Annotated in this window: 27 protein-coding genes; 9 read left to right on the top strand and 18 right to left on the bottom strand. The window is 63.9% G+C overall.

Features of this window, described 5'->3' with window-relative positions:
- Window positions 1–43 precede the first annotated feature (43 nt).
- A complete protein-coding gene (upp, locus tag ABB26_RS01720; protein WP_057631851.1) occupies window positions 44–676 on the top strand; it encodes a uracil phosphoribosyltransferase in 633 nt (210 codons plus the stop codon).
- 361 nt (window positions 677–1037) lie between these two features.
- A complete protein-coding gene (locus tag ABB26_RS01715; protein WP_057631850.1) occupies window positions 1038–1448 on the top strand; it encodes a hypothetical protein in 411 nt (136 codons plus the stop codon).
- 133 nt (window positions 1449–1581) lie between these two features.
- Here ABB26_RS01715 and ABB26_RS01710 read toward each other — a convergent pair whose 3' ends face one another.
- Window positions 1582–2418, bottom strand: a complete 837-nt coding sequence (locus ABB26_RS01710) for an alpha/beta hydrolase family protein (RefSeq protein WP_152982505.1) — start codon at window positions 2416–2418, stop codon at window positions 1582–1584.
- Between the two features lie 182 nt (window positions 2419–2600).
- On the opposite strand from ABB26_RS01710, the gene ABB26_RS19650 reads away from it, so the two are divergent.
- Window positions 2601–2867: a PsiF family protein gene (locus tag ABB26_RS19650; RefSeq protein WP_152982504.1), complete on the top strand. Its 267-nt coding sequence runs from the start codon at window positions 2601–2603 to the stop codon at window positions 2865–2867.
- Between the two features lie 52 nt (window positions 2868–2919).
- Window positions 2920–3009 carry a PsiF family protein gene (locus tag ABB26_RS19645; protein WP_152982503.1) on the top strand — a complete coding sequence of 30 codons (90 nt, stop codon included), beginning with the start codon at window positions 2920–2922 and terminating at the stop codon, window positions 3007–3009.
- 80 nt (window positions 3010–3089) lie between these two features.
- Here ABB26_RS19645 and ABB26_RS01705 read toward each other — a convergent pair whose 3' ends face one another.
- The 6 genes from ABB26_RS01705 to rsmD form a co-directional block, all read right to left on the bottom strand.
- Window positions 3090–3980, bottom strand: coding sequence for an MBL fold metallo-hydrolase (locus ABB26_RS01705; RefSeq protein ID WP_057631848.1), 891 nt, complete (start codon window positions 3978–3980; stop codon window positions 3090–3092).
- A 262-nt stretch (window positions 3981–4242) separates the two neighbouring features.
- Window positions 4243–5985 carry a gamma-glutamyltransferase gene (gene ggt, locus ABB26_RS01700; protein WP_057631847.1) on the bottom strand — a complete coding sequence of 581 codons (1743 nt, stop codon included), beginning with the start codon at window positions 5983–5985 and terminating at the stop codon, window positions 4243–4245.
- Entirely contained in the window at window positions 5982–6266 is a 285-nt protein-coding gene (locus tag ABB26_RS01695; RefSeq protein WP_057631846.1) for a YfhL family 4Fe-4S dicluster ferredoxin, read from the bottom strand. The genes ggt and ABB26_RS01695 overlap by 4 nt, the downstream gene beginning before the upstream one ends.
- A gap of 276 nt (window positions 6267–6542) precedes the next feature.
- Entirely contained in the window at window positions 6543–7034 is a 492-nt protein-coding gene (locus tag ABB26_RS01690; RefSeq protein ID WP_057631845.1) for a hypothetical protein, read from the bottom strand.
- 43 nt (window positions 7035–7077) lie between these two features.
- Window positions 7078–7584 (bottom strand): pantetheine-phosphate adenylyltransferase, encoded by a 507-nt coding sequence (gene coaD, locus ABB26_RS01685; protein WP_057631844.1) that lies wholly within the window; start codon window positions 7582–7584, stop codon window positions 7078–7080.
- The gene (rsmD, locus tag ABB26_RS01680; protein ID WP_057631843.1) at window positions 7581–8201 is read right to left on the bottom strand and encodes a 16S rRNA (guanine(966)-N(2))-methyltransferase RsmD; all 621 of its coding nucleotides are present in this window, start codon (window positions 8199–8201) and stop codon (window positions 7581–7583) included. The genes coaD and rsmD overlap by 4 nt, the downstream gene beginning before the upstream one ends.
- Before the next feature lie 204 nt (window positions 8202–8405).
- On the opposite strand from rsmD, the gene htpG reads away from it, so the two are divergent.
- From htpG to ABB26_RS01660, 4 genes are all read left to right on the top strand, one after another.
- Window positions 8406–10310 (top strand): molecular chaperone HtpG, encoded by a 1905-nt coding sequence (gene htpG, locus ABB26_RS01675; protein WP_057631842.1) that lies wholly within the window; start codon window positions 8406–8408, stop codon window positions 10308–10310.
- Window positions 10311–10621: 311 nt separating this feature from the next.
- Window positions 10622–11998, top strand: a complete 1377-nt coding sequence (ftsY, locus tag ABB26_RS01670) for a signal recognition particle-docking protein FtsY (RefSeq protein ID WP_057631841.1) — start codon at window positions 10622–10624, stop codon at window positions 11996–11998.
- A 167-nt stretch (window positions 11999–12165) separates the two neighbouring features.
- Complete coding sequence (gene mutY, locus ABB26_RS01665; RefSeq protein ID WP_057631840.1) at window positions 12166–13221, top strand: A/G-specific adenine glycosylase; 1056 nt, start codon at window positions 12166–12168, stop codon at window positions 13219–13221.
- Between the two features lie 17 nt (window positions 13222–13238).
- Window positions 13239–13514 carry an oxidative damage protection protein gene (locus ABB26_RS01660; RefSeq protein WP_057631839.1) on the top strand — a complete coding sequence of 92 codons (276 nt, stop codon included), beginning with the start codon at window positions 13239–13241 and terminating at the stop codon, window positions 13512–13514.
- Window positions 13515–13753: 239 nt separating this feature from the next.
- Here ABB26_RS01660 and ABB26_RS01655 read toward each other — a convergent pair whose 3' ends face one another.
- The 10 genes from ABB26_RS01655 to ABB26_RS18490 all read right to left on the bottom strand — a co-directional run bounded on the left by ABB26_RS01655 (window position 13754) and on the right by ABB26_RS18490 (window position 20766).
- Window positions 13754–14215, bottom strand: a complete 462-nt coding sequence (locus tag ABB26_RS01655; protein ID WP_057631838.1) for a DUF6491 family protein — start codon at window positions 14213–14215, stop codon at window positions 13754–13756.
- A 106-nt stretch (window positions 14216–14321) separates the two neighbouring features.
- Complete coding sequence (gene lolD, locus ABB26_RS01650) at window positions 14322–15014, bottom strand: lipoprotein-releasing ABC transporter ATP-binding protein LolD (protein WP_083490647.1); 693 nt, start codon at window positions 15012–15014, stop codon at window positions 14322–14324.
- Window positions 15015–15024: 10 nt separating this feature from the next.
- Window positions 15025–16266, bottom strand: coding sequence for a lipoprotein-releasing ABC transporter permease subunit (locus tag ABB26_RS01645; protein ID WP_057631836.1), 1242 nt, complete (start codon window positions 16264–16266; stop codon window positions 15025–15027).
- 23 nt (window positions 16267–16289) lie between these two features.
- Complete coding sequence (locus tag ABB26_RS19380; protein WP_245626110.1) at window positions 16290–16475, bottom strand: hypothetical protein; 186 nt, start codon at window positions 16473–16475, stop codon at window positions 16290–16292.
- A gap of 214 nt (window positions 16476–16689) precedes the next feature.
- Window positions 16690–16944 carry an FAD assembly factor SdhE gene (locus ABB26_RS01635; protein ID WP_057631834.1) on the bottom strand — a complete coding sequence of 85 codons (255 nt, stop codon included), beginning with the start codon at window positions 16942–16944 and terminating at the stop codon, window positions 16690–16692.
- 222 nt (window positions 16945–17166) lie between these two features.
- Window positions 17167–17952 (bottom strand): succinate dehydrogenase iron-sulfur subunit, encoded by a 786-nt coding sequence (locus ABB26_RS01630; RefSeq protein WP_057631833.1) that lies wholly within the window; start codon window positions 17950–17952, stop codon window positions 17167–17169.
- 18 nt (window positions 17953–17970) lie between these two features.
- A complete protein-coding gene (gene sdhA, locus ABB26_RS01625) occupies window positions 17971–19761 on the bottom strand; it encodes a succinate dehydrogenase flavoprotein subunit (protein WP_057631832.1) in 1791 nt (596 codons plus the stop codon).
- Between the two features lie 3 nt (window positions 19762–19764).
- Window positions 19765–20148, bottom strand: a complete 384-nt coding sequence (sdhD, locus tag ABB26_RS01620) for a succinate dehydrogenase, hydrophobic membrane anchor protein (protein WP_057631831.1) — start codon at window positions 20146–20148, stop codon at window positions 19765–19767.
- On the bottom strand, window positions 20145–20537 hold the full coding sequence (sdhC, locus tag ABB26_RS01615) for a succinate dehydrogenase, cytochrome b556 subunit (RefSeq protein ID WP_057631830.1): 393 nt from the start codon (window positions 20535–20537) through the stop codon (window positions 20145–20147). Before sdhC ends, sdhD begins: the two co-directional genes overlap by 4 nt.
- 55 nt (window positions 20538–20592) lie before the next feature.
- The gene (locus tag ABB26_RS18490; protein WP_083490627.1) at window positions 20593–20766 is read right to left on the bottom strand and encodes a DUF1674 domain-containing protein; all 174 of its coding nucleotides are present in this window, start codon (window positions 20764–20766) and stop codon (window positions 20593–20595) included.
- Window positions 20767–20805: 39 nt separating this feature from the next.
- Here ABB26_RS18490 and ygfZ point away from each other — a divergent pair, with 39 nt between their 5' ends.
- Complete coding sequence (ygfZ, locus tag ABB26_RS01610; protein WP_057631829.1) at window positions 20806–21666, top strand: CAF17-like 4Fe-4S cluster assembly/insertion protein YgfZ; 861 nt, start codon at window positions 20806–20808, stop codon at window positions 21664–21666.
- Window positions 21667–21750: 84 nt separating this feature from the next.
- Here ygfZ and ABB26_RS01605 read toward each other — a convergent pair whose 3' ends face one another.
- On the bottom strand, window positions 21751–22839 hold the full coding sequence (locus ABB26_RS01605) for an ABC transporter ATP-binding protein (protein WP_057631828.1): 1089 nt from the start codon (window positions 22837–22839) through the stop codon (window positions 21751–21753).
- Between the last annotated feature and the right edge of the window lie 181 nt (window positions 22840–23020).

Genomic DNA, 23020 nt, shown 5'->3' with positions numbered 1-23020 from the left:
GCCTGCGGCAAACTGTGGCATCTCCCCAGCAGCTCCCGCCGCCATGAAAATCGTTGAAGTCCGTCACCCCCTGGTCCAGCACAAGATCGGCCTGCTCCGCGATGCGGCCATGAGCACCAAGGATTTCCGTGAAGTGGTCAACGAATTGGGCACGCTGCTGGCCTACGAGGCCACGGCCGACCTGGATACCGAGACCCATACCACCGCCGGTTGGGCGGGCCCGGTGCAGGTACAGCGTATTGCCGGTGCCAAGATCACCGTGGTGCCGATCCTGCGCGCCGGCCTGGGCATGCTCACCGGCGTGCTGTCGCTGATCCCCGCTGCCCGCGTTAGCGTGGTCGGCCTGCAGCGCGACGAGGAAACCCTCGAAGCCGTGCCTTACTTCGAACGCCTGACCGGTCGCCTGGAAGAGCGCGATGCACTGATCCTGGACCCGATGCTGGCGACCGGCGGCACCCTGATCGCGACCATCGACATGCTCAAGCGAGCCGGCGCGCGTCGCATCAAGGGCATCTTCCTGGTTGCCGCGCCGGAAGGCCTGCAGGCCGTGGAAGCTGCTCATCCGGACGTGGAAATCTATACCGCCGCCATCGACGAACGCCTCAACGACAAGGCCTACATCCTGCCCGGGCTGGGTGATGCCGGTGACCGCATTTTCGGTACGCGCGTTGGCTGATCGCCTTCCTGCGACAGACGGTCGCTGGCATATCCCAGCGATCGCGTCGTCACGTCCCGATCACCGTTCACGCCATTAGATGAGTCGGCCTTGCAGCTTGAGCAATTGGCATTCCGTTCCTGCATCGCCACGAATATGACTAGCGTAGGTAGGCTGCACATGCGCTCCTCGCCCCCTTCCCATGACATCAGCTGAAGGCTTCGGCATGCACCGGAAGCGTGCAGGAGCGATCCAAACGGCACCCTTGTTCAGTATTGAACGCAGGGCGGTTGCCGCACGGCTTTCCAGCAGAACCGAGTATCTCCATCACCCCGCTGGACAACCTCCCCGCCCTGCAATCCCACAGCATCGAGGGCTTTACATGAAACGCAGCATCGCCATCACGCTCGCCACTTTGCTGGCCTGCAGCGCCGTCCCGGTCAACGCCGGAGACAAGGTCACCACCACGCCTGTGCATTTCAGTCGGGGCAGTAGCAGCGCCACGCTGTCCGGCAGCTTCGGCGGCTATGACAGCGTCAACTACACGTTGTCCGCGCGCGCCGGCCAGACGATGCGGGTAAGCATCAGCGGCAGCAGCAATGCCAATTTCAACGTCTTCGCTCCCGGCGGCGTGCCGGGTTCAGCGACCGCGCTGGGCAGCGGCACTGTCGGACAGGATTGGAACGGCCCACTGCCCGCCAATGGCACCTACACGGTGCAGGTCTATCAGATGCGCGCTTCGGCGCGACGGGGCGGAAAGGTGCCGTATCACATCACCTTCAGCATCCGCTGACCCAGCACAGCCCTGCCTTGTGGATACAGCAGGGCTGCCGACGTTCATACGAAGTGGAAGCCCCTCGCGCCCTGGGGTCGGCTTGCCCCGATTCGTCGGCACCTGCGCACCGCGCGCGTTCGTGCAGAAAGATTCAGCGCCGCAACCACTGCTCTCCGTCCGCTGGCGGGCCGGCCAACAGCTCGCGCGCGCTCGCGTTGCCCAGCAGCTCGGCTCGAAGGAAAGCAGTACCCAATTGCTGCGCACGCACGAACAACGCTTCCGGCTCACCGCCGATCAGGTTGTGGTCGCCGCCACTGAGCACCACTGCTGTCTTGTCGCCGGATGGAGCGGTTTCCACGGCATAGATGTGATCGGCAGGGTTGGTCACGAAACCCGGAACCATGTCCTTGTCGCCCGTGACCAGCAGCAGCGGTACGGACAATGATGCGTAGGACTCCGGCCCAATCAGGCCGGGGATTTTTCCAGGTGAGGAGAAACCCAATACCGCGACCACCGTGGGATCACGCAATGGACCCAACGTGGCCAACGCGCCACCCAGCGCGGCCGATATCAATGTACCCAGGCTGTGCCCCGCCGCCGCCACCGGAACACCCGACCAATGCGCGGCCGCATAGTTGCTTGCTGCCCGCATGTCGGCGAAACGTTCGCCCAGACTCTGCTGCAATGAGAACTTCTCGCGCTCCGGATACTTCACCGAGTCCACATGCAACGGTGCCAGCACGACAAAACCGGCATCGGCCCAGGACTGCAGCAGACGCTCGTAGCGTTCCGGCCACGCACCGTGACCGCTGGAGAACAACACCACGCCACGCACCTGTGCAGGCCTCCAAACCGCCATTGTGGTAGCGCGATCGGGGCTGACCTGCAGTGATGCTACTTCGGTAGGTGCTGCGATCGCTGACGCCGCTGACACCAGCAACAGCGCGCACACGGCCATGGCGCGGCACAGCAAGGAGGGACATTTCATGGGTGTGGATCTCCAACAGATGAGGCGAGCAATGTCGCTGCATACGCCTGCCGGATTCAGTGCCGGAAGTCAGTTTCTGCAGAGTCAAAGGTCAGCACTGGAACCTGGCAGGTGCCCCGACGCACGGCCGACGATAAAGAATTTCATCGACGGTTGACGAATATTCACTCCCTCACGGATGGATGCTCGCCCCGCCACCGGCGAAGGAGCCACTCCATCTCCATGTACCGCACCGCCCTGCTCGCCTGTTGTTGGCCACCGCACTACCCCTCGCTGCCGCCACTCCCGCCGCCACACGTACCCCGCAACAGCAACGCATGGCTGATTGCTCGGCCAAGAACAAAGGCATGAAGGGCGACGCCTACATGCAGGCTCAACGCAGCTGCCTCACCATCCACGCTCCCCGGCTACAGCAGCTGGGCCAGCCATGGCTGCACATCCGGCGATGACAGCGCCTTCGCCAGCCACACCGCAACCGCACCGGTCACACCGCAGCAGCGCATGGCCAGTTGCAACGCCGATGCTGCAAGCAGACAGCTGGCCGGCGATGCCCGCACGACCTTCATGAGCAGTTGCCTGCGCACCCACTGAACGTCACCGGCAGGCAACGAAAAAGAGCGGAACCTTGCGGCTCCGCTCTTTTACTTCGCACCCCGGACTGCTTTCTGCGCTCAGGCTGCCAGCGTGCGGGCCTTCAACTCCCCGACTTCGTGCGTGGTGCCGAAGCGGCCCTTCTCGTCGCGTACCACCTGCGCCATCGCGCACTCGGGGTCGTGGGTGAAGAACAGATGCACGTTGCGGGCAAGCTTGTCTTCGAGGAAAGCACGCTTCTCGTCGATCAGCAGCTCGGCATTGCGGTCGTAGCCCATGGTGATCGGCACATGCACCCAGGAACGCCCCGGGATCAGATCGGCGCAGAACACCACGCCGCCGCGCGGCTGCCCGTTGACCCGCTCCGGGCCAACGATCTCGGCCAGCATCAGGCCCGGCGTATGGCCATCGCTGTAACTGAAACGCACGGATTCCCCCAGTGTCTTCGAATACTCCCCGGCGACTACTTCCAATCGCCCGCTGGCCTCCAGCAACCCCGGCAATTCGGGGATGAAGCTGGCCCGATCGCGTGGATGCGGATGCCGCGCGCGCTCCCAATGCGCTGCGCCAACCACGAAAGTGGCATTGGGAAACAGCAACTCCGCCTCGCGCCCTTCCGACCACGGCGCCAGCAGACCACCGGCATGGTCGAAATGCAGATGGCTGAGCACCACCACGTCGATGTCTTCGTGTTCGAAACCTGCCTCACGCAGTGAATCGATCAGGATATGACGCGGCTCCTGCACGCCGAAACGCTCGCGCATCTTCGGTTCGAAGAACGCACCGATGCCGGTTTCAAACAGCACCGTCTTGCCACCCAGCGGGCTGGCGAGCAACGCGCGACATGCCAGTTCAATGCGATTGAGATCATCCGACGGCGACCATTTTTCCCACAACGCCTTGGGAGCATTGCCGAACATTGCGCCGCCATCGAGTTTTTGCGAATTACCGCGGATCGACCAAAGTTTCATATGAAAAATTCTACCCGGCGCGCGTTAAATATTCGCAATTTATAACCGCCGGATAATTGACACCCGCAGCAACGATTGGTCTGGAATATCCCGAAGCCGAAGCCTCGATGAAAAACAGCGAACACCAGCGCCCCGCGATGCTCGACAGGGCCTTTCCGGAAAGTGCCTGCGCGGAGCACGACGCCGTGCTGCATGAACACCGCAGACCACGAACACCATAAACAGAAACCCCGCTCGAAAGCGGGGTTTCTGTTGTTCAATCTCAGTTGGCCTTTTCCAGCACCACCACCCGGGCACTACCCACCGGATTACGTGGATCGCTGCCACCATGCAGCGTATTGGTCACGCGATCCCATTCAACCGTCTGCAGGTTGCCCCAGACATGGCTGGACCCCCGACCACCTGCGGCCGTGTCGCCCGGCAGGTCGATCTTGTGCCCCATGGCCTGCAGCTGCTTGACGGTGTCTGCGTCGAATGCATCGTTCTCGGCATCGATCAGGTCCGGCAGCCACTGGTGGTGATAACGCGGTAGCGCAGCGACCTGCTGCGCGGTCAGGCCGTCGTCGTAACCCAGGATGCCCAGCAGCACCATGGTGATGATGCGGCTGCCGCCCGGGGTGCCGATCACGATGACCTTGTCCGCATTCTCCATGAACGTCGGGGTCATCGAACTGAGCATGCGCTTGCCCTTCTTCGGCGCGTTGGCGGCATAGCCCATCACCCCGAAGGCATTGGGCGTGCCCGGCTTCAGCGCGAAGTCGTCCATCTCGTTGTTGAGCAGCACACCGGTGCCGGCCGGGATCAGACCCGAGCCATAAAGCAGGTTCACCGTCTGGGTGCCGCCGACGCGGTTGCCTTCACTGTCGATGATCGAGAAATGCGTGGTCTCGTCATCTTCCAGCGGCGTCGGGTTGCCCGACAACATGTCACTGGGGGTCGCCTTCTCCGGATGGATGGTCGCGCGCAGGCCCTGCGCATAATCGCGACTGGTCAGCACCTTCTGCGGGATATCGACAAAATCCGGGTCGCCCAGGAAGAAAGTGCGGTCGCGATAGGCGCGCCGCATCGATTCCACCACCAGGTGGGTACGGTGCGCGGCGTCCATCTTGCTCAGGTCCCAGCCTTCCAGGATCTGCAGCATCGCTGCCAGCGCGATGCCACCGGAGGACGGCGGCGAGGCAGTGGTGATCTTCCAGTCACGGTAGTTGAAGACGATCGGCTCACGGGTCTTGACCGTGTAACCGGCCAATTCCTCGGCGGTCCAGCGGCCGCCGGCCTGCTTCACCCCCGCCAGCAGCTTGCGGCCGGTTTCACCGCGGTAGAAGCCGTCGAAACCCTTCTCGGCCAGCAGCTGCAGGGTGCGGGCCAGCTCCGGCTGGGTGAACAGATCGCCTTCGGCGATCGGGCGGCCATTGCGCAGGTAGACCTCGCGCGTACCGGGGTAACGCTCCATCACTTCACGACGTGAGGCATAACCTCGCGCCATGCGCTCATATACCGGGAAGCCATCGGTGGCCACACGGATGGCCGGCGCCAGCGAATCGGTCAGCGGCAGGCGGCCATGCTCACGGGCCATCTGTACCAGCGCCGCCGGCAGTCCGGGAATACCGGCCGACCACGGACCATTGACCGAACGGTCACGGTCCAGCTCGCCCTTCTTGTCCAGGAACTGCTCGGGCGTGGCCGACTCCGGCGCGGTTTCGCGCGCGTCCAGCATTACGTCCTTGCCGGTCCTGACATCGTGCAGCAGGAAGAAACCACCGCCACCCAGGCCTGAACTGATCGGCTCGACCACCGCAAGCGTCGAAGACACCGCGATGGCCGCGTCGAACGCGTTACCGCCCTTGGCAAGGATTTCCATGCCGGCATCGGTGGCCAGCGAGTGACCGCTGGCAATCACCGCGCCATCGGGATGCGACGCGCGCGCCTGCGGCGCGTCGGCCGCCCACGCAGCCGGCGTCATCACCAGCGCAAACAACATCAGGGAACGGGCAACGATCTTCATGCCGACGGATTCTCCGGTTCGTAAAGTTCGGGGTGATCGCGCTGCAGACCATGCAATTTGGCCAGCAGCTGATCCTGGGTTTCGGGAATGTCCGGGTCCGGGTCGATGCACTCCACAGGGCACACCACCACGCATTGCGGCTCATCAAAATGGCCGACGCACTCGGTACAGCGGGCCGGGTCGATCACATAGATCGTCTCGCCCATGGAAATGGCCTGATTCGGGCAGGCGGGCTCGCAGACGTCACAGTTGACGCAGAGCTCATTGATTTTGAGTGACATGATTACTGCCTTCCCGTCAGGGCGGGCTTTCAACCGGATAGGCCGGTTGATTTCCGGAGTCATCGCAGGAGCGGCTTCAGCCGCGACGCTGGCAATGGTTCCGATTGGGGGTCTGCAATTGCAATCCTGCTGACAGCTGTTGTTTCCGTTGCATTGCGGCTGAAGCCGCACCTTGAAAAGCAAGGCAGGGCCGCTACGCGGCCCTACCCGGTCCCCGCCTGCGCGGGGATGACAGCGTGGCAACCGCGTGGCCGCGTGCGGCCACGCGCCACTGCATTACTTGGCTTCGACGAAGATGTAGTCGGCACCGGTCGGCTGGACAATGGTCTGCACGCGGGCATTGTCAGCGGCATCGCCAATGAACACCACGCGCACGCCCTTCATCGAGTCGGCCTGCACACCCTTGAAGCCGGCTTCGATCATGTCGGCCATCTTGGCCGAGGCCGACGAGCCGAAGGCCAGCATGTTGCCCGGCTGGATGCCACGGCTGATGGCAGTGGTGGCGCTCTCAACCTGACGCTCGTACTTGGCAGCGAACTCCGGATCGGACTCCGGCGGGAGGTAGTACAGGAACGGGCTGGCAGTGATGGTGCCCATGTTCTGCACGGCTACGGCCTGCAGGTACTTCTTCCAGCCTGCATCGTCATCCTTGGCCGGGGCGACCAGCGCCTGCTGGGCTTCAGCCACCGGGGCGGCGTCTTCCTTCTTGCAGGCCGTGAAGCCCAGCACCATCGAAGCGGCAAGCATCACGCGCATCGTGTTCTTCATGTTTCTTCTCCCTTTTGAGGTTCTGTACAACTGTTCGGAGGGTTTACTTGCCCGCGCGGGCTTCGCGGGCGTTACGCAACGCTTCCAGCACGGTGGCCGGTACGAAACCGGACACATCTCCCCCCAGCCGGGCGATTTCACGCACCAGCGAGGAGGAAATGAAGCTGTGCTGTTCGGACGGGGTCAGGAACAGGGTCTCGACCTCCGGAATCAGATGGCGGTTCATACTTGCCATCTGGAATTCATATTCAAAATCGGACACCGCGCGCAGGCCGCGCAGCAACACGCCGCCGTGGCAGGCACGGACGAAGTGGGCCAGCAGGGTGTCAAACCCCACTACTTCCACGTTGTCGAGGTGCTTCAGCGCTTCAGCGGCCAGCGACACACGCTGTTCCAACGGCAGTGTCGGGCCCTTGGCCGGGCTCTGGGCCACGCCCACCACCACTTTTTCGAACAGCGGCGCAGCCCGGTTCACCAGGTCGATGTGACCATTGGTGATCGGGTCGAACGTACCCGGGTAAACGGCAATGCGGCGATTGGCTGTAGTCATGCGGGTTCAGGCGCGTTCATGTCGCCGCGAAGTGTAGCAGCGGCTTGTCGATACAGGGCATAGCTCACATCGCGGGTGCTCCCCTCGCGGTGCAGGCTCCAGCCGGCCGGCAATCGCGGCGCCGCACCGGACGGCGCTTCCACGTACAACCAGGCGCCGGGGGCCAGATGCCGCGGCAGCCGTTCGATCACCTGCTCCCAGAGCCCGGCCGCGAATGGCGGGTCCAGGAACACCAGATCGGCCTGCGCGGGTACAGCGCTGTCCAGCCACCGCACCGCATCGCCCGGGATCACCTGCACCTGCTCTGCCGCACCCAACTTGCCGACCACCCCGCGCAATGCCGCAACCAGCGCCGGGTCCCGCTCGACCAGCTGTGCCGAGGCTGCGCCGCGCGACACCGCCTCCAGCCCCAGCGCGCCGCTGCCCGCGAACAGATCCAGTACCCGTGCGCCCGCCAGCCTGGGCATCAGCCAGTTGAACAGGGTCTCGCGGACGCGGTCGCTGGTGGGCCGCAAGCCCTGCACCTGCGGCACTTCCAGCCGCGTATTGCGCCAGCGGCCACCGATGATCCGTACCTGGCCGACGCCTGCCGGCGCACCGCCGTGCCCGCGACTCATGCCGCCGCAGCCGGCAGAACCATCAACAACAGCTGGCAAATCAACAACATCGGCGAAACACCCGGCAGCAATCGAAACAGGCCGCAGATGATAGACCAGCACCCCGTCGCGCAGTGCACACCTTGAAATCGGCCGGTTCACCCTTACCCCTGTGTCAGCCGCCGCGCTGGGCGCGGCACGTCAGCCAGGGAGCACCACCGACCGATGAACGCACAGAGCCACAAGGAAACCCGCGGTTTCCAGACCGAGGTGAAGCAGCTGCTGCACCTGATGATCCACTCGCTGTACTCGAACAAGGAAATCTTCCTGCGCGAGCTGGTGTCCAATGCCGCCGACGCCAGCGACAAGCTGCGCTTCGAAGCGCTGACCCAGCCCGAGCTGCTGGAAGGTGGCGCGCCGCTGCGCATCCGCATCGAGGCCGACCCGGCCGCGCGCACCCTGACCATTGACGACAACGGCATCGGCCTGAGCCGCGATGAAGCCATCGCCCACCTTGGCACCATCGCCAAGTCCGGCACCGCCGAGTTCCTGAAGAACCTGTCCGGCGACCAGAAGAAAGATTCCAACCTGATCGGCCAGTTCGGCGTGGGCTTCTACTCGGCCTTCATCGTCGCCGACCAGGTCGACGTGTACAGCCGCCGCGCCGGCCTGCCGGCCAGCGAGGGCGTGCATTGGTCCTCACACGGCGAAGGCGAGTTCGAGGTGGAAACCATCGACAAGCCCGAGCGCGGCACCCGCATCGTGCTGCACCTGAAGGAAGGCGAAGAAGGCTATACCGACGGTTGGCAGCTGCGCAGCCTGATCAAGAAGTACTCCGACCACATCGGTCTGCCGATCGAGCTGCAGAAAGAACACCACGGCGAGGAAGCCGACAAGCCGGCCACGCCGGAATGGGAGACCGTCAACCGCGCCAATGCGCTGTGGACCCGCTCCAAGTCCGAGATCACGGATGAGGAATACAAGGAGTTCTACAAGCACATCGCGCATGACCCGGCCGACCCGCTGGCGTGGACCCACAACAAGGTCGAAGGCAAGCTGGAATACACCTCGCTGCTTTACACGCCGGGCCGCGCACCGTTCGACCTGTACCATCGCGACGCACCCAAGGGCCTGAAGCTCTATGTGCAGCGCGTTTTCATCATGGACCAGGCCGAACAGTTCCTGCCGCTGTACCTGCGTTTCATCAAGGGCGTGGTCGATTCCAACGACCTGCCGCTGAACGTCTCGCGCGAAATCCTGCAGTCCGGCCCGGTGATCGACTCGATGAAGTCGGCGCTGACCAAGCGTTCGCTGGACATGCTCGAGAAGCTGGCCAAGGACCAGCCGGAAGCCTACGCCGGCTTCTGGAAGAACTTCGGCCAGGTGTTGAAGGAAGGCCCGGCAGAAGATTTCAACAACCGCGAGAAGGTCGCCGGCCTGTTGCGCTTTGCTTCCACGCATGACGCCAGCGGCGAGCAGAGCGTGGCGCTGGCCGACTACATCGGTCGCATGATCGAAGGCCAGGACAAGATCTATTACCTGACCGGCGAGAGCTTCCAGCAGGTCAAGGACAGCCCGCATCTTGAGGTGTTCCGCAAGAAGGGCATCGAAGTGCTGCTGATGACCGACCGCATCGACGAGTGGCTTATGAGCTATCTGCACGAGTTCGACGGCAAGTCGTTCGTGGACATCGCGCGTGGCGACCTGGACCTTGGCAAGCTGGAGTCGGAAGAAGACAAGAAGGCACAGGAAGAAGTCGCCAAGACCAAGGAAGCCCTGGTCACGCGCCTGAAGACCGCGCTGGGCGAAGACGTCGCTGAAGTGCGCGTTTCGCACCGCCTGACCGACTCCCCGGCCATCCTGGCCATCGGCGAGCAGGACCTGGGCCTGCAGATGCGCCAGATCCTGGAAGCCAGCGGCCAGAAGGTGCCCGACTCCAAGCCGGTGTTCGAGTTCAACCCGGCGCATCCGCTGATCGAAAAGCTGGACGCTGAAGCCGACTCCGGCCGCTTCAATGACCTGGCCCACGTGCTGTTCGACCAGGCTGCACTGGCCGCTGGCGACAGCCTGAAGGACCCGGCCGGTTACGTGCGCAGGCTGAACAAGCTGCTGTTGGAGTTGTCGGCCTGAGCAACAAAGCGGGAGCCAGAGGGGACGACCTTCCGGCTCCCGTCGCCGTAGGAGCGGCTTCAACCGCGAAGCCAGGGAAGCCGTGGTGGCGAGGATGCATGCGATTGCACACGCCCCTGCGACAAGCATCGACATCGACTTCGTGGCCAAGGCCGCTGCTGCACCCCGGCCCTGCATGCTTTCCCCTTTGACCGCCGGCCCAGCACAGGGCTGGCGAGCGATAGTTTTCGAAACCGTCACCTGGCTCGTCACGCCCGGCCGCATCGGCACCGGTGTTAGCATATGCAGCTGATTTAAGGCCACTTTCCCCCATGTTCAGCTTTTTCCGCCGCAAGAAGACCGACGACGCCGTACAGCCTGCAAAGCCGTCCACGCTGAGCGCGGAAGACCTGGCCGCCGCATTCCCGAAGGCGCCAGCCGAGGCCACCCCACAAGTCGATATCAGCGAAGCGTTCGCGCCGCCGGTTGTCGAAGCGCCGGTCGCCGAGCCTGTCGTCATCGAAGTCGCGCCGGTTGCGGCTCCCGCCGTGCTGGAGGAAGCACTGCCGACTACGGTCATCGCCGAAGCAGTGATCGAAGCCCCGGTAGCGCTGCAAGCCGCAGTTGAAATCATTGAAGCCGCCCCTGCCCCGCAGGCAGAAGCACAACCCGAAGTCGCCGCACCCGTTCCGGCACCCGCGGTTGCCGAGGTCATTCCGGCCCCGCCTGCGCAGAGCGACGACGCACTCATTCCCGCAAACGCCGCCCCGGCCGCCGCATCCGGCAAGCTCGGCTGGCGTGAGCGCCTGCGCAACAGTACTTTCGCCCGCAGCTTCGGCGGCCTGTTCTCGCGCAACCCCAAGCTCGACGACGACCTGCTCGACGAGATCGAAACCGCGCTCATCACCGCCGACGTCGGCGTGCCGGCCACCACCGCGTTGATCGAAGATCTGCGCAAGCGCATGAAGTCGCGTGAATTCGCCGATGCCAATGCCCTGCTCGCTGCATTGCGCGCCGATCTCATCGCGCTGTTGCAGCCGGTCTCCAAGCCGTTGGTCATCGACACCAACGCCAAGCCATTCGTGATCCTCACCGTCGGCGTCAACGGCGTCGGCAAGACCACCACCATCGGCAAGCTCGCCAAGCGCTTCAAGGATGACGGTCACAGCCTGATGCTGGCCGCCGGCGACACCTTCCGCGCCGCCGCCGTGGCACAGCTGCAGATCTGGGGCGAACGCAACGGCGTGGCCGTGGTCGCACAGGGCCAGAACGCCGATGCCGCGTCGGTGGCGTTCGACGCATTGCAGGCCGGCAAGGCGCGCGGCACCAGCGTGCTGATCGCCGACACCGCCGGCCGCCTGCACACGCAGACCGGCCTGATGAACGAACTGAGCAAGATCCGCCGCGTGCTGGGCAAGATCGACGACACCGCTCCGCACGAAGTGCTGATGGTCATCGACGGCACCACCGGCCAGAACGCGCTGTCGCAGTTGCGCCAGTTCCACGCCGCAGCTGGCGTGACCGGCCTGGTGGTGACCAAGCTGGACGGCACCGCCAAGGGTGGCGTGGTGTTTGCCTTGGCGCGCGAGTTCGGCATTCCAATCCGCTTCGCCGGCATCGGCGAGCGTCCGGAAGACCTGCGCATGTTCGACCCGGAAGCCTTCGTCGACGCGCTGCTGCCGCAGGCGCTGGGCAGCCAGGGCACCTAAGCTCCCAAAGCCCCTCTCCCGCCCGCGGGAGAGGGGTTGGGGTGAGGGCCAGTCAGCACTCCGCAGAACACGATTCCCGAGGCTTCACACCCCACCCTCATCCGCCCCTGCGGGGCACCTTCTCCCTGAGGGAGAAGAGCTCCAAAGCCGCCAGCCTCTGCGAGCCCATGCCCAATTTTCCAAGCCAACTCCTCAGCTGGTTCGACCAGCACGGCCGCCACGATCTGCCTTGGCAGCATCCGCGATCGCCGTACCGGGTGTGGCTATCGGAAATCATGCTGCAGCAGACCCAGGTGGTCACGGTCATTCCGTACTTCCACCGCTTCATGCAGGTGTTCCCGACGCTTGCCGACCTGGCCAGCGCCGACAACGACACGGTGATGGCCAACTGGGCCGGGCTTGGCTACTACGCACGCGCCCGCAATCTGCACGCAGCCGCCAAACAATGCGTTGAGCTGCACGGCGGCGAGCTGCCATGCGATTTCGATGCCCTGCTTGCTCTGCCCGGCATCGGCCGCAGCACCGCAGGTGCCATCCTCAGCCAAGCATGGAACAAGCCATTCCCGATCCTCGACGGCAACGTCAAGCGGGTGATGACCCGCTACCACGGCATCAGCGGTTTCCCGGGCCTGCCGGCCGTCGAGAAACAACTCTGGGCGCTTGCCGCCGAGCACGTGGCCCATGTGCCGCAAGGGCGCATGGCCGACTACACGCAGGCGCAGATGGATTTCGGTGCCACCTTGTGCACGCGGGCAAAGCCGGCCTGCATTCTGTGCCCCTTGCAGTCCAGCTGCGTCGCGCATGCGCAAGGCCTGGCCGATTCACTGCCGACCCCCAAGCCGAGCAAAATCCTGCCCGAGCGCGAGGCCACGGCGCTGCTGCTGGAAGATGCACAAGGCCGCATCCTGCTGCTCAAGCGCCCGCCCACCGGCATCTGGGCATCGCTGTGGACGCTGCCACAGGCCGATACCGACGGCGACATGCGCGACTGGTTCGCCGGCAACATCAAGGGCGATTACGACAACAGCGAAGAACTGCCGCTGATCGTCCACACTTTCAGTCATTACCGCCTGCACCTGCAGCCGCTACATGCGCACAAGGTCGCCCTGCGAGCCAAGGTTGGCGACAATGAAAACCTGCGCTGGGTCACACGTGCCGAACTGAGCGACCTCGGCCTGCCAGCCCCGATCCGCAAACTGCTTGAGCGCCATCCGGCGCGCTGAACCCACAGGATTACGTCATGCCCCGTTCCGTCTTCTGCCAGTACGAACAACGCGAAACCGAAGGTCTGGATTTCGTGCCCTACCCCGGCGAACTGGGCCAGCGCATCTTCGCCAACATCGGCAAGCCGGCCTGGGCCGCGTGGCTGGCGCACCAGACCATGCTGATCAACGAAAACCGGCTCTCGCCGCGCGACCCGAAGCACCGCGCGTTCCTGGAGGAAGAATTGGTCAAGTACCTGTTCTCCGGTGGCGCGGAAAAGCCGGCAGGCTACGTCGCACCCGAATCAAACTAAGCCACAGCACCGCCATTGATGCAGCAGCACCCTGCGGAGCGCAGCATTGCTCTGCAACCTGGGATGACATCCCGGCATCCCAGACAACCGGACTCCCAGTTGCCGGGATCAGGCTGCTTGCCATCCCGGCGCAGGCGCCACGTTCCATGCCTGATAGCGTGCGCCGTGCTCGGCAGGCGCCTCACGGGTGACGCCCAGAGCGGAGCATGGCTCCGCTCTACTGCGGCGCAACTCCCAACTCAGTTCCCGCCGTCACCCTGCTCTTCCGTACGCGCGGCGAGCTTGGCTTCGCGCAGCTGCCTTTCCGACTCACGCAGCGCCTTCACATCCAGCGGCTGGATCGTATCGATGCGGCAAGGGACGTGCATCATCGGTCCATTGCCGTGCACGATCACCCGATCAAACTTGGCCGACACCTGGCCCATCATGTTGGTCACGGTGATTGCCGGGGCAAAGGACAGGTCCAGGCACGGACCACTCAGGTTCAGTAGCCACGCCTCGTTCGGCTTGGTCCACACCGCCAAAGCGCTGTCGCCCAGCTCGGTCCAGCCATTGAGCGAACCGAAATACCTGAAATCCTTGACCGGCTCTCCGGCGTGGGCACGGTACAACGCCAGCCGTTCACCGCTGGTCAGCTTGCCCGCCGTGGCGCAGCCGGCCAGTACCGCAGCGGCCATCAATGCAAGAAGCACCTTCTTCATGACACCACTCCTGTTGGCCTGGAAAACCCCAGCACTGCCGGGGAACCTGTCGATCATCCGCCGCCCTGGGTGAAATCCAGGGCAATGCGACGGCCAGCAACCGCGATCAAACCTCGTTGCGGGTCAGCTCGTGCAGCTTGCCTTCACGCAGCTCCAACACCCGGTCCAACCTGCGGGCCAGGCTGCGGTCGTGTGTCACCAGCACCAGGCTGGTGCGCTGGGCGCGGTTCAACTCCAGCATCAGTTCGAACACCGTGGCTGCGGTCTTGTCGTCCAGGTTGCCGGTGGGTTCGTCGCCCAGCACGCACGCCGGTTGGTTGACCAGTGCGCGCGCAACAGCAGCACGCTGGCGCTCGCCACCGGACAGCTCACCGGGCTTGTGCTCCAAGCGATGCCCCAGCCCCACCGACTCCAGCAAGGTCTTAGCACTGCGGCTGGCTGCAACCGCGCTGGCGCCACCCAGCATCACCGGCATCATCACGTTCTCCAGCGCGGTGAACTCCGGCAGCAGGTGATGAAACTGGTAGACGAAGCCCAGCGAGCGGTTGCGCAGATGGCCACGCTCGGTATCGGACAGCGCCGACATACGATTGCCAGCCACATACACCTCGCCGGCGGTGGGCGTGTCCAACCCGCCCAGCAGGTGCAGCAAGGTGCTCTTGCCCGCGCCGGACGCGCCCACGATGGCGACGGTTTCACCGGCATCCACACGCAGGTCCAGACCATCAAACACCGGCGTATGCATCTTGCCTTCGGCGTAGGTCTTGCCGAGGCCTTCGGCGCTGATCACAGCTTGCATCAGGGCGTTCTCATTCATAGCGCAGCGCCTCCGCCGGTTGGGTGCGGGCTGCACGCCACGCCGGGTAAAGCGTTGCCGCAAAGCTCATCAGCAGCGCGATGACGGTGATGACGACGATATCGCTGGTCTGCATGTCGGTCGGCAGACCGGTGATGTAGTACACATCTTCCGGCAGCAGCTTGATGCTGAAGACCGATTCGATCAGGCCGAGGATGCGCTCAAGATTGAGCGTCAAGGTGATGCCGCCGATGACGCCGGCAATCGTACCGAACACGCCGATCAGCGTGCCCTGCACCATGAACACCTGCATCACCCCACCCGGCGTCAGCCCCAGCGTGCGCAGGATGGCGATATCGGCCTGCTTGTCGGTGACCAGCATCACCTGCGAGGACACCAGATTGAATGCACCCATGGCGATGATCAGCGACAGCAGGATGCCCATCACCGTCTTTTCCATCTTCAACGAGTGGTAGAGATTCGCGTTCTCCTGGGTCCAGTCGCTCACCCGGTAGTAACCGTTGAGATTGACTGCAAGGTCGCGCGCCACCGTATAGGCCTGATCCATGTCGTGCATCTTCAAACGCACGCCGGTCACCCCATCCACGCGCAGCACGCGCTCAAGATCACTCATGTTGACGAAGGCAACACCGCGATCCACTTCATTGGAGCCGGCCTCGAAAATGCCGCTGACCTTGAAGCGTTTGGTTCGTGCCATCGCACCGACCGGCGTGCCCTGGATTTCCGCCAGCGTGGCGACCACGTTGTCGCCCACATCCACGCCCAGCCACAGCGCAAGTTCCTTGCCCAGCAGAATGTTGAACTCGCCGGGCTTCAAGCTGTCGAGCGAACCCTTCTTCATCTTCTCGCCCAGCACCGACACCTTCGGCTCCTGCGCAGGGTCGACGCCCTGCACGATGGCGCCCTGGACGCGCGTACCGGCCAGCATGCCTTGGATTTCGATGTACGGCGCCGCACCGGCGACACGCGGATCCTTCATTGCAACGTCGACCGCATGCTGCCAGTTCGTCATCGGCTCGCCGTCGGCACTGACGGTGGCGTGCGCTGACATCTGCAGCAGACGATCACGAATCTCCTTCTGGAAACCACTCATGACCGCCAGCGTCGTGATCAACACGGTCACCCCGAGCGCGATGCCGAGGATGGATGCCATGGAAATGAAGGAGATGAAACCGTTACGGCGTTTTGCACGCAGGTAACGCAATCCGATTGCTACAGGTAAGGGTTTGAACATGCGCGTGTGCCCGGGGACTGTCGCTATGGTGCCACTGTCTCCGCTTTGCGGGAAACGGCGTGGGCGCGAACGGCCAGACGCAGTTCACGTCGGCGTCCACGCGGCAAGGTATCCGGCCAGAACAGCAGCACCCCATGCCCTTCGCTGGCACGCCAACGCAGCACCAGCAAGGGCCCACGCTCAAGCAGTTCCAGGGTTTCCAGCGGCATGCCATCAAGCCGGGCAGGACTCGGCGCCTGGGGAATCAACAGGTTTCGCGGTGGCCGGCGCTGTTCTCTGCGCAGCAACACGCCCGCCCACGCTACCGATGCCATGGCCAGCGGCCAGGCCTGGCGCAACTCAAGATCACAGTTGAGGGCGGCAATGGCGCCCAGTGTTCCCAGCAGGATGATCGCGCCGGACAGCCAGCGCGATGGCGTCCATTCACACCGGAAGGGAGCGGATGTATTCCAGGAGTTGTGCCTGCTGCGCATCCGGACAAGCCTCGTAGCCCATCGACCAGCGCCACAACTTATCGTCCTCGGTCTCCAGCAACTGCAGGAAAACCACCCGCTCGGCCTCGGGCGCTTCCACCCAGCGGCGGTCCAGATAACGGCCGAACAGCTGGTCAAGCTCACGCATGCCGCGCCGGCAACGCCAACGCAGCTTCTTCAACAGGATTTCGTCTTCGGTCTGCATGGCTTCAAGCTTAAGCCCCTCTCCCGCAAGGCGGGAGAGCGGTTGGGGTGAGGGCCGCTTTTGGAGGGATTCCTCCAGAGCGGCACTCTGAGTGCAGCAAGGGCAACTTCAAAAGCTCCCCTCATCCGCCCCAGCGGGGCACCTTCTCCCGCTGGCGGGAGCAGAGAGATCAACTGCAAATCAACAGCTGATGCCCCGGCTCGCACCGGGACAGCCTCCGCATCAAGCGCGGCGCGCCATCATCAGTTTCTTGATCTCGGCAATCGCCAGCGCCGGGTTCAAGCCCTTCGGGCAGGTCCGTGCGCAGTTCATGATCGTGTGGCAGCGATACAGCTTGAACGGATCTTCCAGATCGTCCAGGCGCGCACCGGTGTCCTCGTCACGCGAGTCGATGATCCAGCGATAAGCCTGCAGCAGGATTGCCGGCCCCAGGTAACGCTCGCCATTCCACCAGTAGCTCGGGCAGCTGGTCGAGCAGCACGCACACAGGATGCACTCGTACAGGCCGTCGAGCTTCTTGCGGTCTTCCGGCGACTGCAGGCGCTCACGGTCCGGCGGTGCCGGAGTCTGGGTGCGGATCCACGGCTTGATCGATGCGTACTGCGCGTAGAAGTGGGTCAGGTCCGGAACCAGATCCTTGACCACGTCCATGTGCGGCAGCGGATAGATCGGCACCTCGGCCTTGCCGCAATCGGCAATGGCGCGGGTACAGGCCAGCGTGTTGGTGCCGTCGATGTTCATCGCGCACGAACCGCAGATGCCTTCGCGGCAGGAGCGACGGAAGGTCAGGGTCGGATCAATCTCGTTCTTGATCTTGATCAGCGCGTCCAGAACCATCGGGCCGCACGCATCGAGATCGATCTCGTAGGTGTCGGTACGCGGATTCTGGTCGTCGTCCGGGCTCCAGCGGTAGATCTTGAAGGTACGCGTGTTCTTGGCACCGCCCTTGACGGGGAAGTGCTTGCCCTTGGTGATCCGGGAGTTCTTCGGAAGTGCAAATTCAGCCATGTTCGTAGGTTCCCCGGATCAATAGACGCGCGGCTTCGGCGGCACGACGGACACGTCATCACTGAGCGTGTACATGTGCACCGGACGGTAGTCGAAGCTGCACTTGCCCTTGTCGTCGACGGTGACCAGCGTGTGCTTCTGCCAGTTGACGTCGTCGCGGTCCGGGAAGTCCTCGTGTGCGTGAGCGCCGCGGCTTTCCTTGCGCTGCTCGGCCGAGTTGATGGTCGCAACGGCGTTGAGCAGCAGGTTGTTCAGCTCGTAGGTTTCGATCAGGTCCGAGTTCCAGACCAGCGAGCGGTCGGAAACCTTGACGTTCTGGAACGAATCGAACACTTCGGCCATCTTCTGGCAGCCCTCTTCCAGCGTCTTGCTGGTGCGGAACACGGCAGCATCGTTCTGCATGGTGCGCTGCATGTTGTCGCGGATGACCGACGTGGGCGTGTCGCCATTGGCATGACGCAGCTTGTCGAGCAGGCCCAGTGCCTTGTCACAGGCGTCGGACGGCAGGGTCTTGTGGGTAGCACCCGGCTTGATCGTCTCGGCGCAGCGGTTGGCCACGGCACGGCCGAACACCACCAGATCGAGCAGCGAGTTGGAACCCAGACGGTTGGCACCGTGCACCGACACGCAGGCTGCTTCGCCGATGGCGTACAGGCCCGGCACGACCGCATCGGGGTTGTCGCCGACCTTGCGCACGACTTCACCGTGGTAGTTGGTCGGGATGCCGCCCATGTTGTAGTGCACGGTCGGAATGACCGGGATCGGCTGCTTGTGCACATCGACGCCGGCAAAGATGCGGGCGCTTTCAGCGATACCCGGCAGCTTCTCGTCGATCACGCCCGGGCCCAGGTGGGTCAGGTCGAGCAGGATGTGATCCTTGTGCTCGCCGACGCCGCGGCCTTCGCGGATTTCGATGGTCATCGAACGCGACACCACGTCACGCGATGCCAGATCCTTGTAATGCGGTGCGTAGCGCTCCATGAAACGCTCGCCACTGCTGTTGCGCAGGATGCCGCCCTCGCCTCGCACACCTTCGGTGATCAGGCAGCCGGCACCGTAGATGCCGGTCGGGTGGAACTGCACGAATTCCATGTCCTGCAGCGGCAGACCGGCACGGGCCACCAGGCCACCACCGTCACCGGTACAGGTGTGCGCCGAGGTGGCGCTGAAGTAGGCACGTCCGTAACCACCGGTGGCCAGCACCACGCCCTGCGAACGGAACAGATGCAGGGTGCCTTCGGCCATGTCCAGGGCGAGCACGCCGCGGCAGACGCCTTCGTCGTCGAAGATCAGGTCGAGTGCGAAGTACTCGATCATGAACTGCGCGTTGTGCGCCAGCGACTGCTGGTACAGGGTGTGCAGGATGGCGTGGCCGGTACGGTCGGCGGCGGCGCAGGTACGCTGCGCGGACGGGCCTTCACCGTACTTGGTGGTCATGCCACCAAACGGACGCTGGTAGATCTTGCCTTCTTCGGTACGCGAGAACGGAACGCCGTAGTGCTCCAGCTCGATGATGGCCGGGATGGCCTCACGGCACATGTACTCGATGGCGTCCTGGTCGCCCAGCCAATCCGAACCCTTGATGGTGTCGTAGAAGTGGTAACGCCAGTCGTCCTCACCCATGTTGGCCAGCGCGGCGGAGATGCCACCCTGCGCTGCAACGGTGTGCGAGCGGGTCGGGAAGACCTTGGTGATGCAGACGGTCTGCAGGCCCTTCTGGGCCAGGCCGAAGGTTGCACGCAGGCCAGCGCCACCGGCGCCGACGACCACCATGTCGACCTTGTGTTCTGTGATGTTGTAAGCGGACATGTATCAGTTCCCAAACACGATGCGGGCGACCGCAAAGATGCTGACGATCGCACCGAGCACGGCGATGAACTTCACCGTGGTCTGCAGGGCAAGCGCCATCAGCGAATTGTGGATGTAATCCTCCAGCACGACCTGCAGGCCAAGCTGGGCGTGCCAGAACATGGCGACCAGGAAGCCAACCAGCAGGATCGCGTTCCACGGCTTGGAAACGGTGTCCACGGCGGTGACGTAATCGGCGCCGATCAGGCTCAGCACCAGACACAGGAACCAGATGGTCAGCGCGACCAGCGCAGTGGCGGTCAGGCGCTGATGGATGAAGTGCTCGGTGCCGGACTTGGAGCTGCCCAGGCCGCGCGCGTTCTTGAGCGGGGTACGGTACTTGCTCATGCGGCGGCTCCCATGCAGACGTAGGCCCAGATCGCGGCGGTGACGACCAGCGATGCGATCACCGACAACCAGCCGCTACGGACGAAGGTTGCCTTGTCGTAGCCGATGGCGAAGTCCTGCACGATGTGGCGGATGCCGTTGCACAGGTGATAGGCGAAGCACCAGGTCCAACCAAACATGATCACTTTCCCGTACCAGGCGCTGACATGGGTGGTGAAGCAGTTCCAGGACTCAGGGCCCATCATCAGGGCGAGCAAACCGCCCGCGATGATCAGGGCGCCGACAGCCAGAATGATGCCGGTGGCTCGATGCAGGATCGAGGTGGCCATCTGGATCTGCCAGCGGTACACCTGCAGGTGCGGAGAAAGGGGGCGGGGTCTGTTCGCCATTCGCTGACTCGATATCTCGGCTGGGCGGCTCAATGCCGCGTTGGCTCAACGCTGCTCAAAAATCGATGCAGCGCCCGTTTTTTTCCCAATCGCCATATCGCACCGGATCGAGTCCGCCGCGACCACCGAATTCCTCCGGCACCGTTCCGGCCTCGGGAAGCGGCTGCTTCTCGGGTACCAGCGGGGCTTCAGGTTCGGTCTCGGGAGTGGGGGTTGTTTGTCCTATCATTGTCGGTCTCGCAACGCACAAATTTTAGTCCTCACACTCGTGTCTGACAACCTCGCCCCAGCTTTCAGCGGTTTCCGCACACTGTCCTCACCGCAGCTTGTGAGCCTTTCCGGTCCGGATTGCGTCGCATTCGCGCAGGCGCAGTTCTCCAGCGACGTGCCCGCCCTGGCTGACAACCATTGGCAGTGGAGCACCTGGCTGAGCGCCAAGGGCCGCGTCCTGTCTATCTTCCAGCTGCTGCGGGTGGATGCGCAGAACCTGCTGCTGGTCTGCCACGACGGCGGCGCCGAAGCCATGACCGAACAACTTCGACGCTTCGTGTTCCGCCGCAAGGTGGTCATCAGCCATGCGACGACTTTGGCGGTACGCGGCGCACTGGTTGCGCCGATTGCCGCACGCGGCGCGGCAATGCACACCCTGGAAGACGGCGTGATCGAGCTGGATGTTGGCAGCCCCGCGCTCGCCCGTACGCTCCATATCGGCCCGGCATCGGATGAAGCCCACGACCCTGCGGCCGAACTGGCCTGGCGCCAGAGCGACCTGCGCCTGGGCTTGCCACGCCTGGTGGAAACCCAACGCGAGACGTGGACACCACAGCAGCTGGGGCTGGACCGACTGGCCGCTTACAGCGTCAAGAAGGGCTGTTACCCCGGCCAGGAAATCGTTGCCCGCACGCACTTCCTGGGCAAGGCCAAGCGCTCGGTCGCGCTACTGGATTGCGCCGCAGCGGCCAACGCGGGCGACGCGGTCCAGCATGCAGACAGCACTATCGGCAGCGTGGCCAGCACCGCAGGCAATCTCGCCTTGGCGGTACTGCCATTGGATTTGCCCGAAGGCCCACTGCAGGTCAACGGCGCTATCGCCCGTGTCGAGCCCTTGCTGGATGGGCTGGCACGCTGATCCCCCGTCAGTGCCGAGCCATGCTCGGCACTGGGTTTCCGACCCGGCCGGAGCGGAGCACCGCCCCACTCTTCCACCCAGACGTCAGGCTCCGATTCTCTGGCCGCTGGCTGGGTCGAAGAAGTGCAGCGCCGCCGATGCAACCGCGACTGGCATCTCCTGCCCCAGCGCCGGCAACGCCTGCGGCGCCACACGGATCACCAACGCCTGCGCACCATGGCGCAGATTCACGAAAATCTCGTTGCCGACCGGCTCCAGCCCCTCGATCCGTGCGCGGAACGACGCATTCCCCGTCGCCGGCTGCAGATGCTCCGGGCGCACCCCGACCACCAGCTCGCGACCCAGCCACTGCTCCGGCACCGCGGCAGCACCCAGTGGCACGTCCAGCCCGTCATCCAGGCGCAGCAACACTTCGCCATCATCGCCCTGACGGGCAACGCCGCGCAGCATGTTCATCGCGGGACTGCCAAGGAACCCGGCAACGAAGAGATTCGCCGGCCGGTCGTAAAGTGCCATCGGCGTGTCGATCTGCTGGATCACACCCTCGCTGAGTACCACGATGCGTTGCCCCAGCGTCATCGCCTCCACCTGGTCATGGGTGACGTAGATCATCGTGGTGCCAAGCTTGCGGTGCAGCTGGGCGATCTCAGTGCGCACCGAATGCCGCAGCTTGGCATCCAGGTTCGACAGCGGCTCATCCAGCAGGAACACCTCCGGTTCGCGCACCAGTGCCCGCCCCAGCGCAACGCGCTGACGCTGCCCGCCGGACATCGCACGCGGCAACGTATCGAGCATGGAGGTCAGCCCCAGCGCCTCGGCCGCGCCTTGCACCCTGCGCTGCACCTCGGCCTTTTCGTGGCCGCGCAGCTTCAGGCCGAAGGCCAGGTTCTCGGCGACGGTCATATGCGGGTAAAGCGCGTAGTTCTGGAACACCATCGCGATGTCGCGATCCTTCGGCGCCACGTCGTTGACCACGCGGTCACCAATACTCAACGTGCCGGCGCTGATCTCTTCCAGCCCGGCCACCATGCGCAGCAGTGTGGACTTGCCGCAGCCGGACGGCCCCACCAGCACCATCAGCTCGCCATCGGCGATCTCGAAACTGGCCCCGTGCACGGCTACCTGACCGTTGTCGTAGACCTTGCGCACCCCGTCGAAACGAACCTTAGCCATCTTCACCTCTTCAACATCACGCCGTACTCGCGACCGAACCACTGCCATTGCAGCAACTTGACCGCTGTCATCGAAACACTGCAATCGTATACATCGGAAACCGAGTGCACCGTAAGCATATTCATATGGCACCATCGACCTTGCACTCGCGGAAGGCCTGCGCCGCAGGGGGAACGGGCGA

Origin of the sequence: Stenotrophomonas humi (assembly GCF_001431415.1) — a bacterium.
GTDB classification, from domain to species: Bacteria; Pseudomonadota; Gammaproteobacteria; order Xanthomonadales; family Xanthomonadaceae; genus Stenotrophomonas; species Stenotrophomonas humi.
Note: the sequence above shows the minus strand (reverse complement) of the source record. Positions and strands in the feature narration are given on the sequence as shown.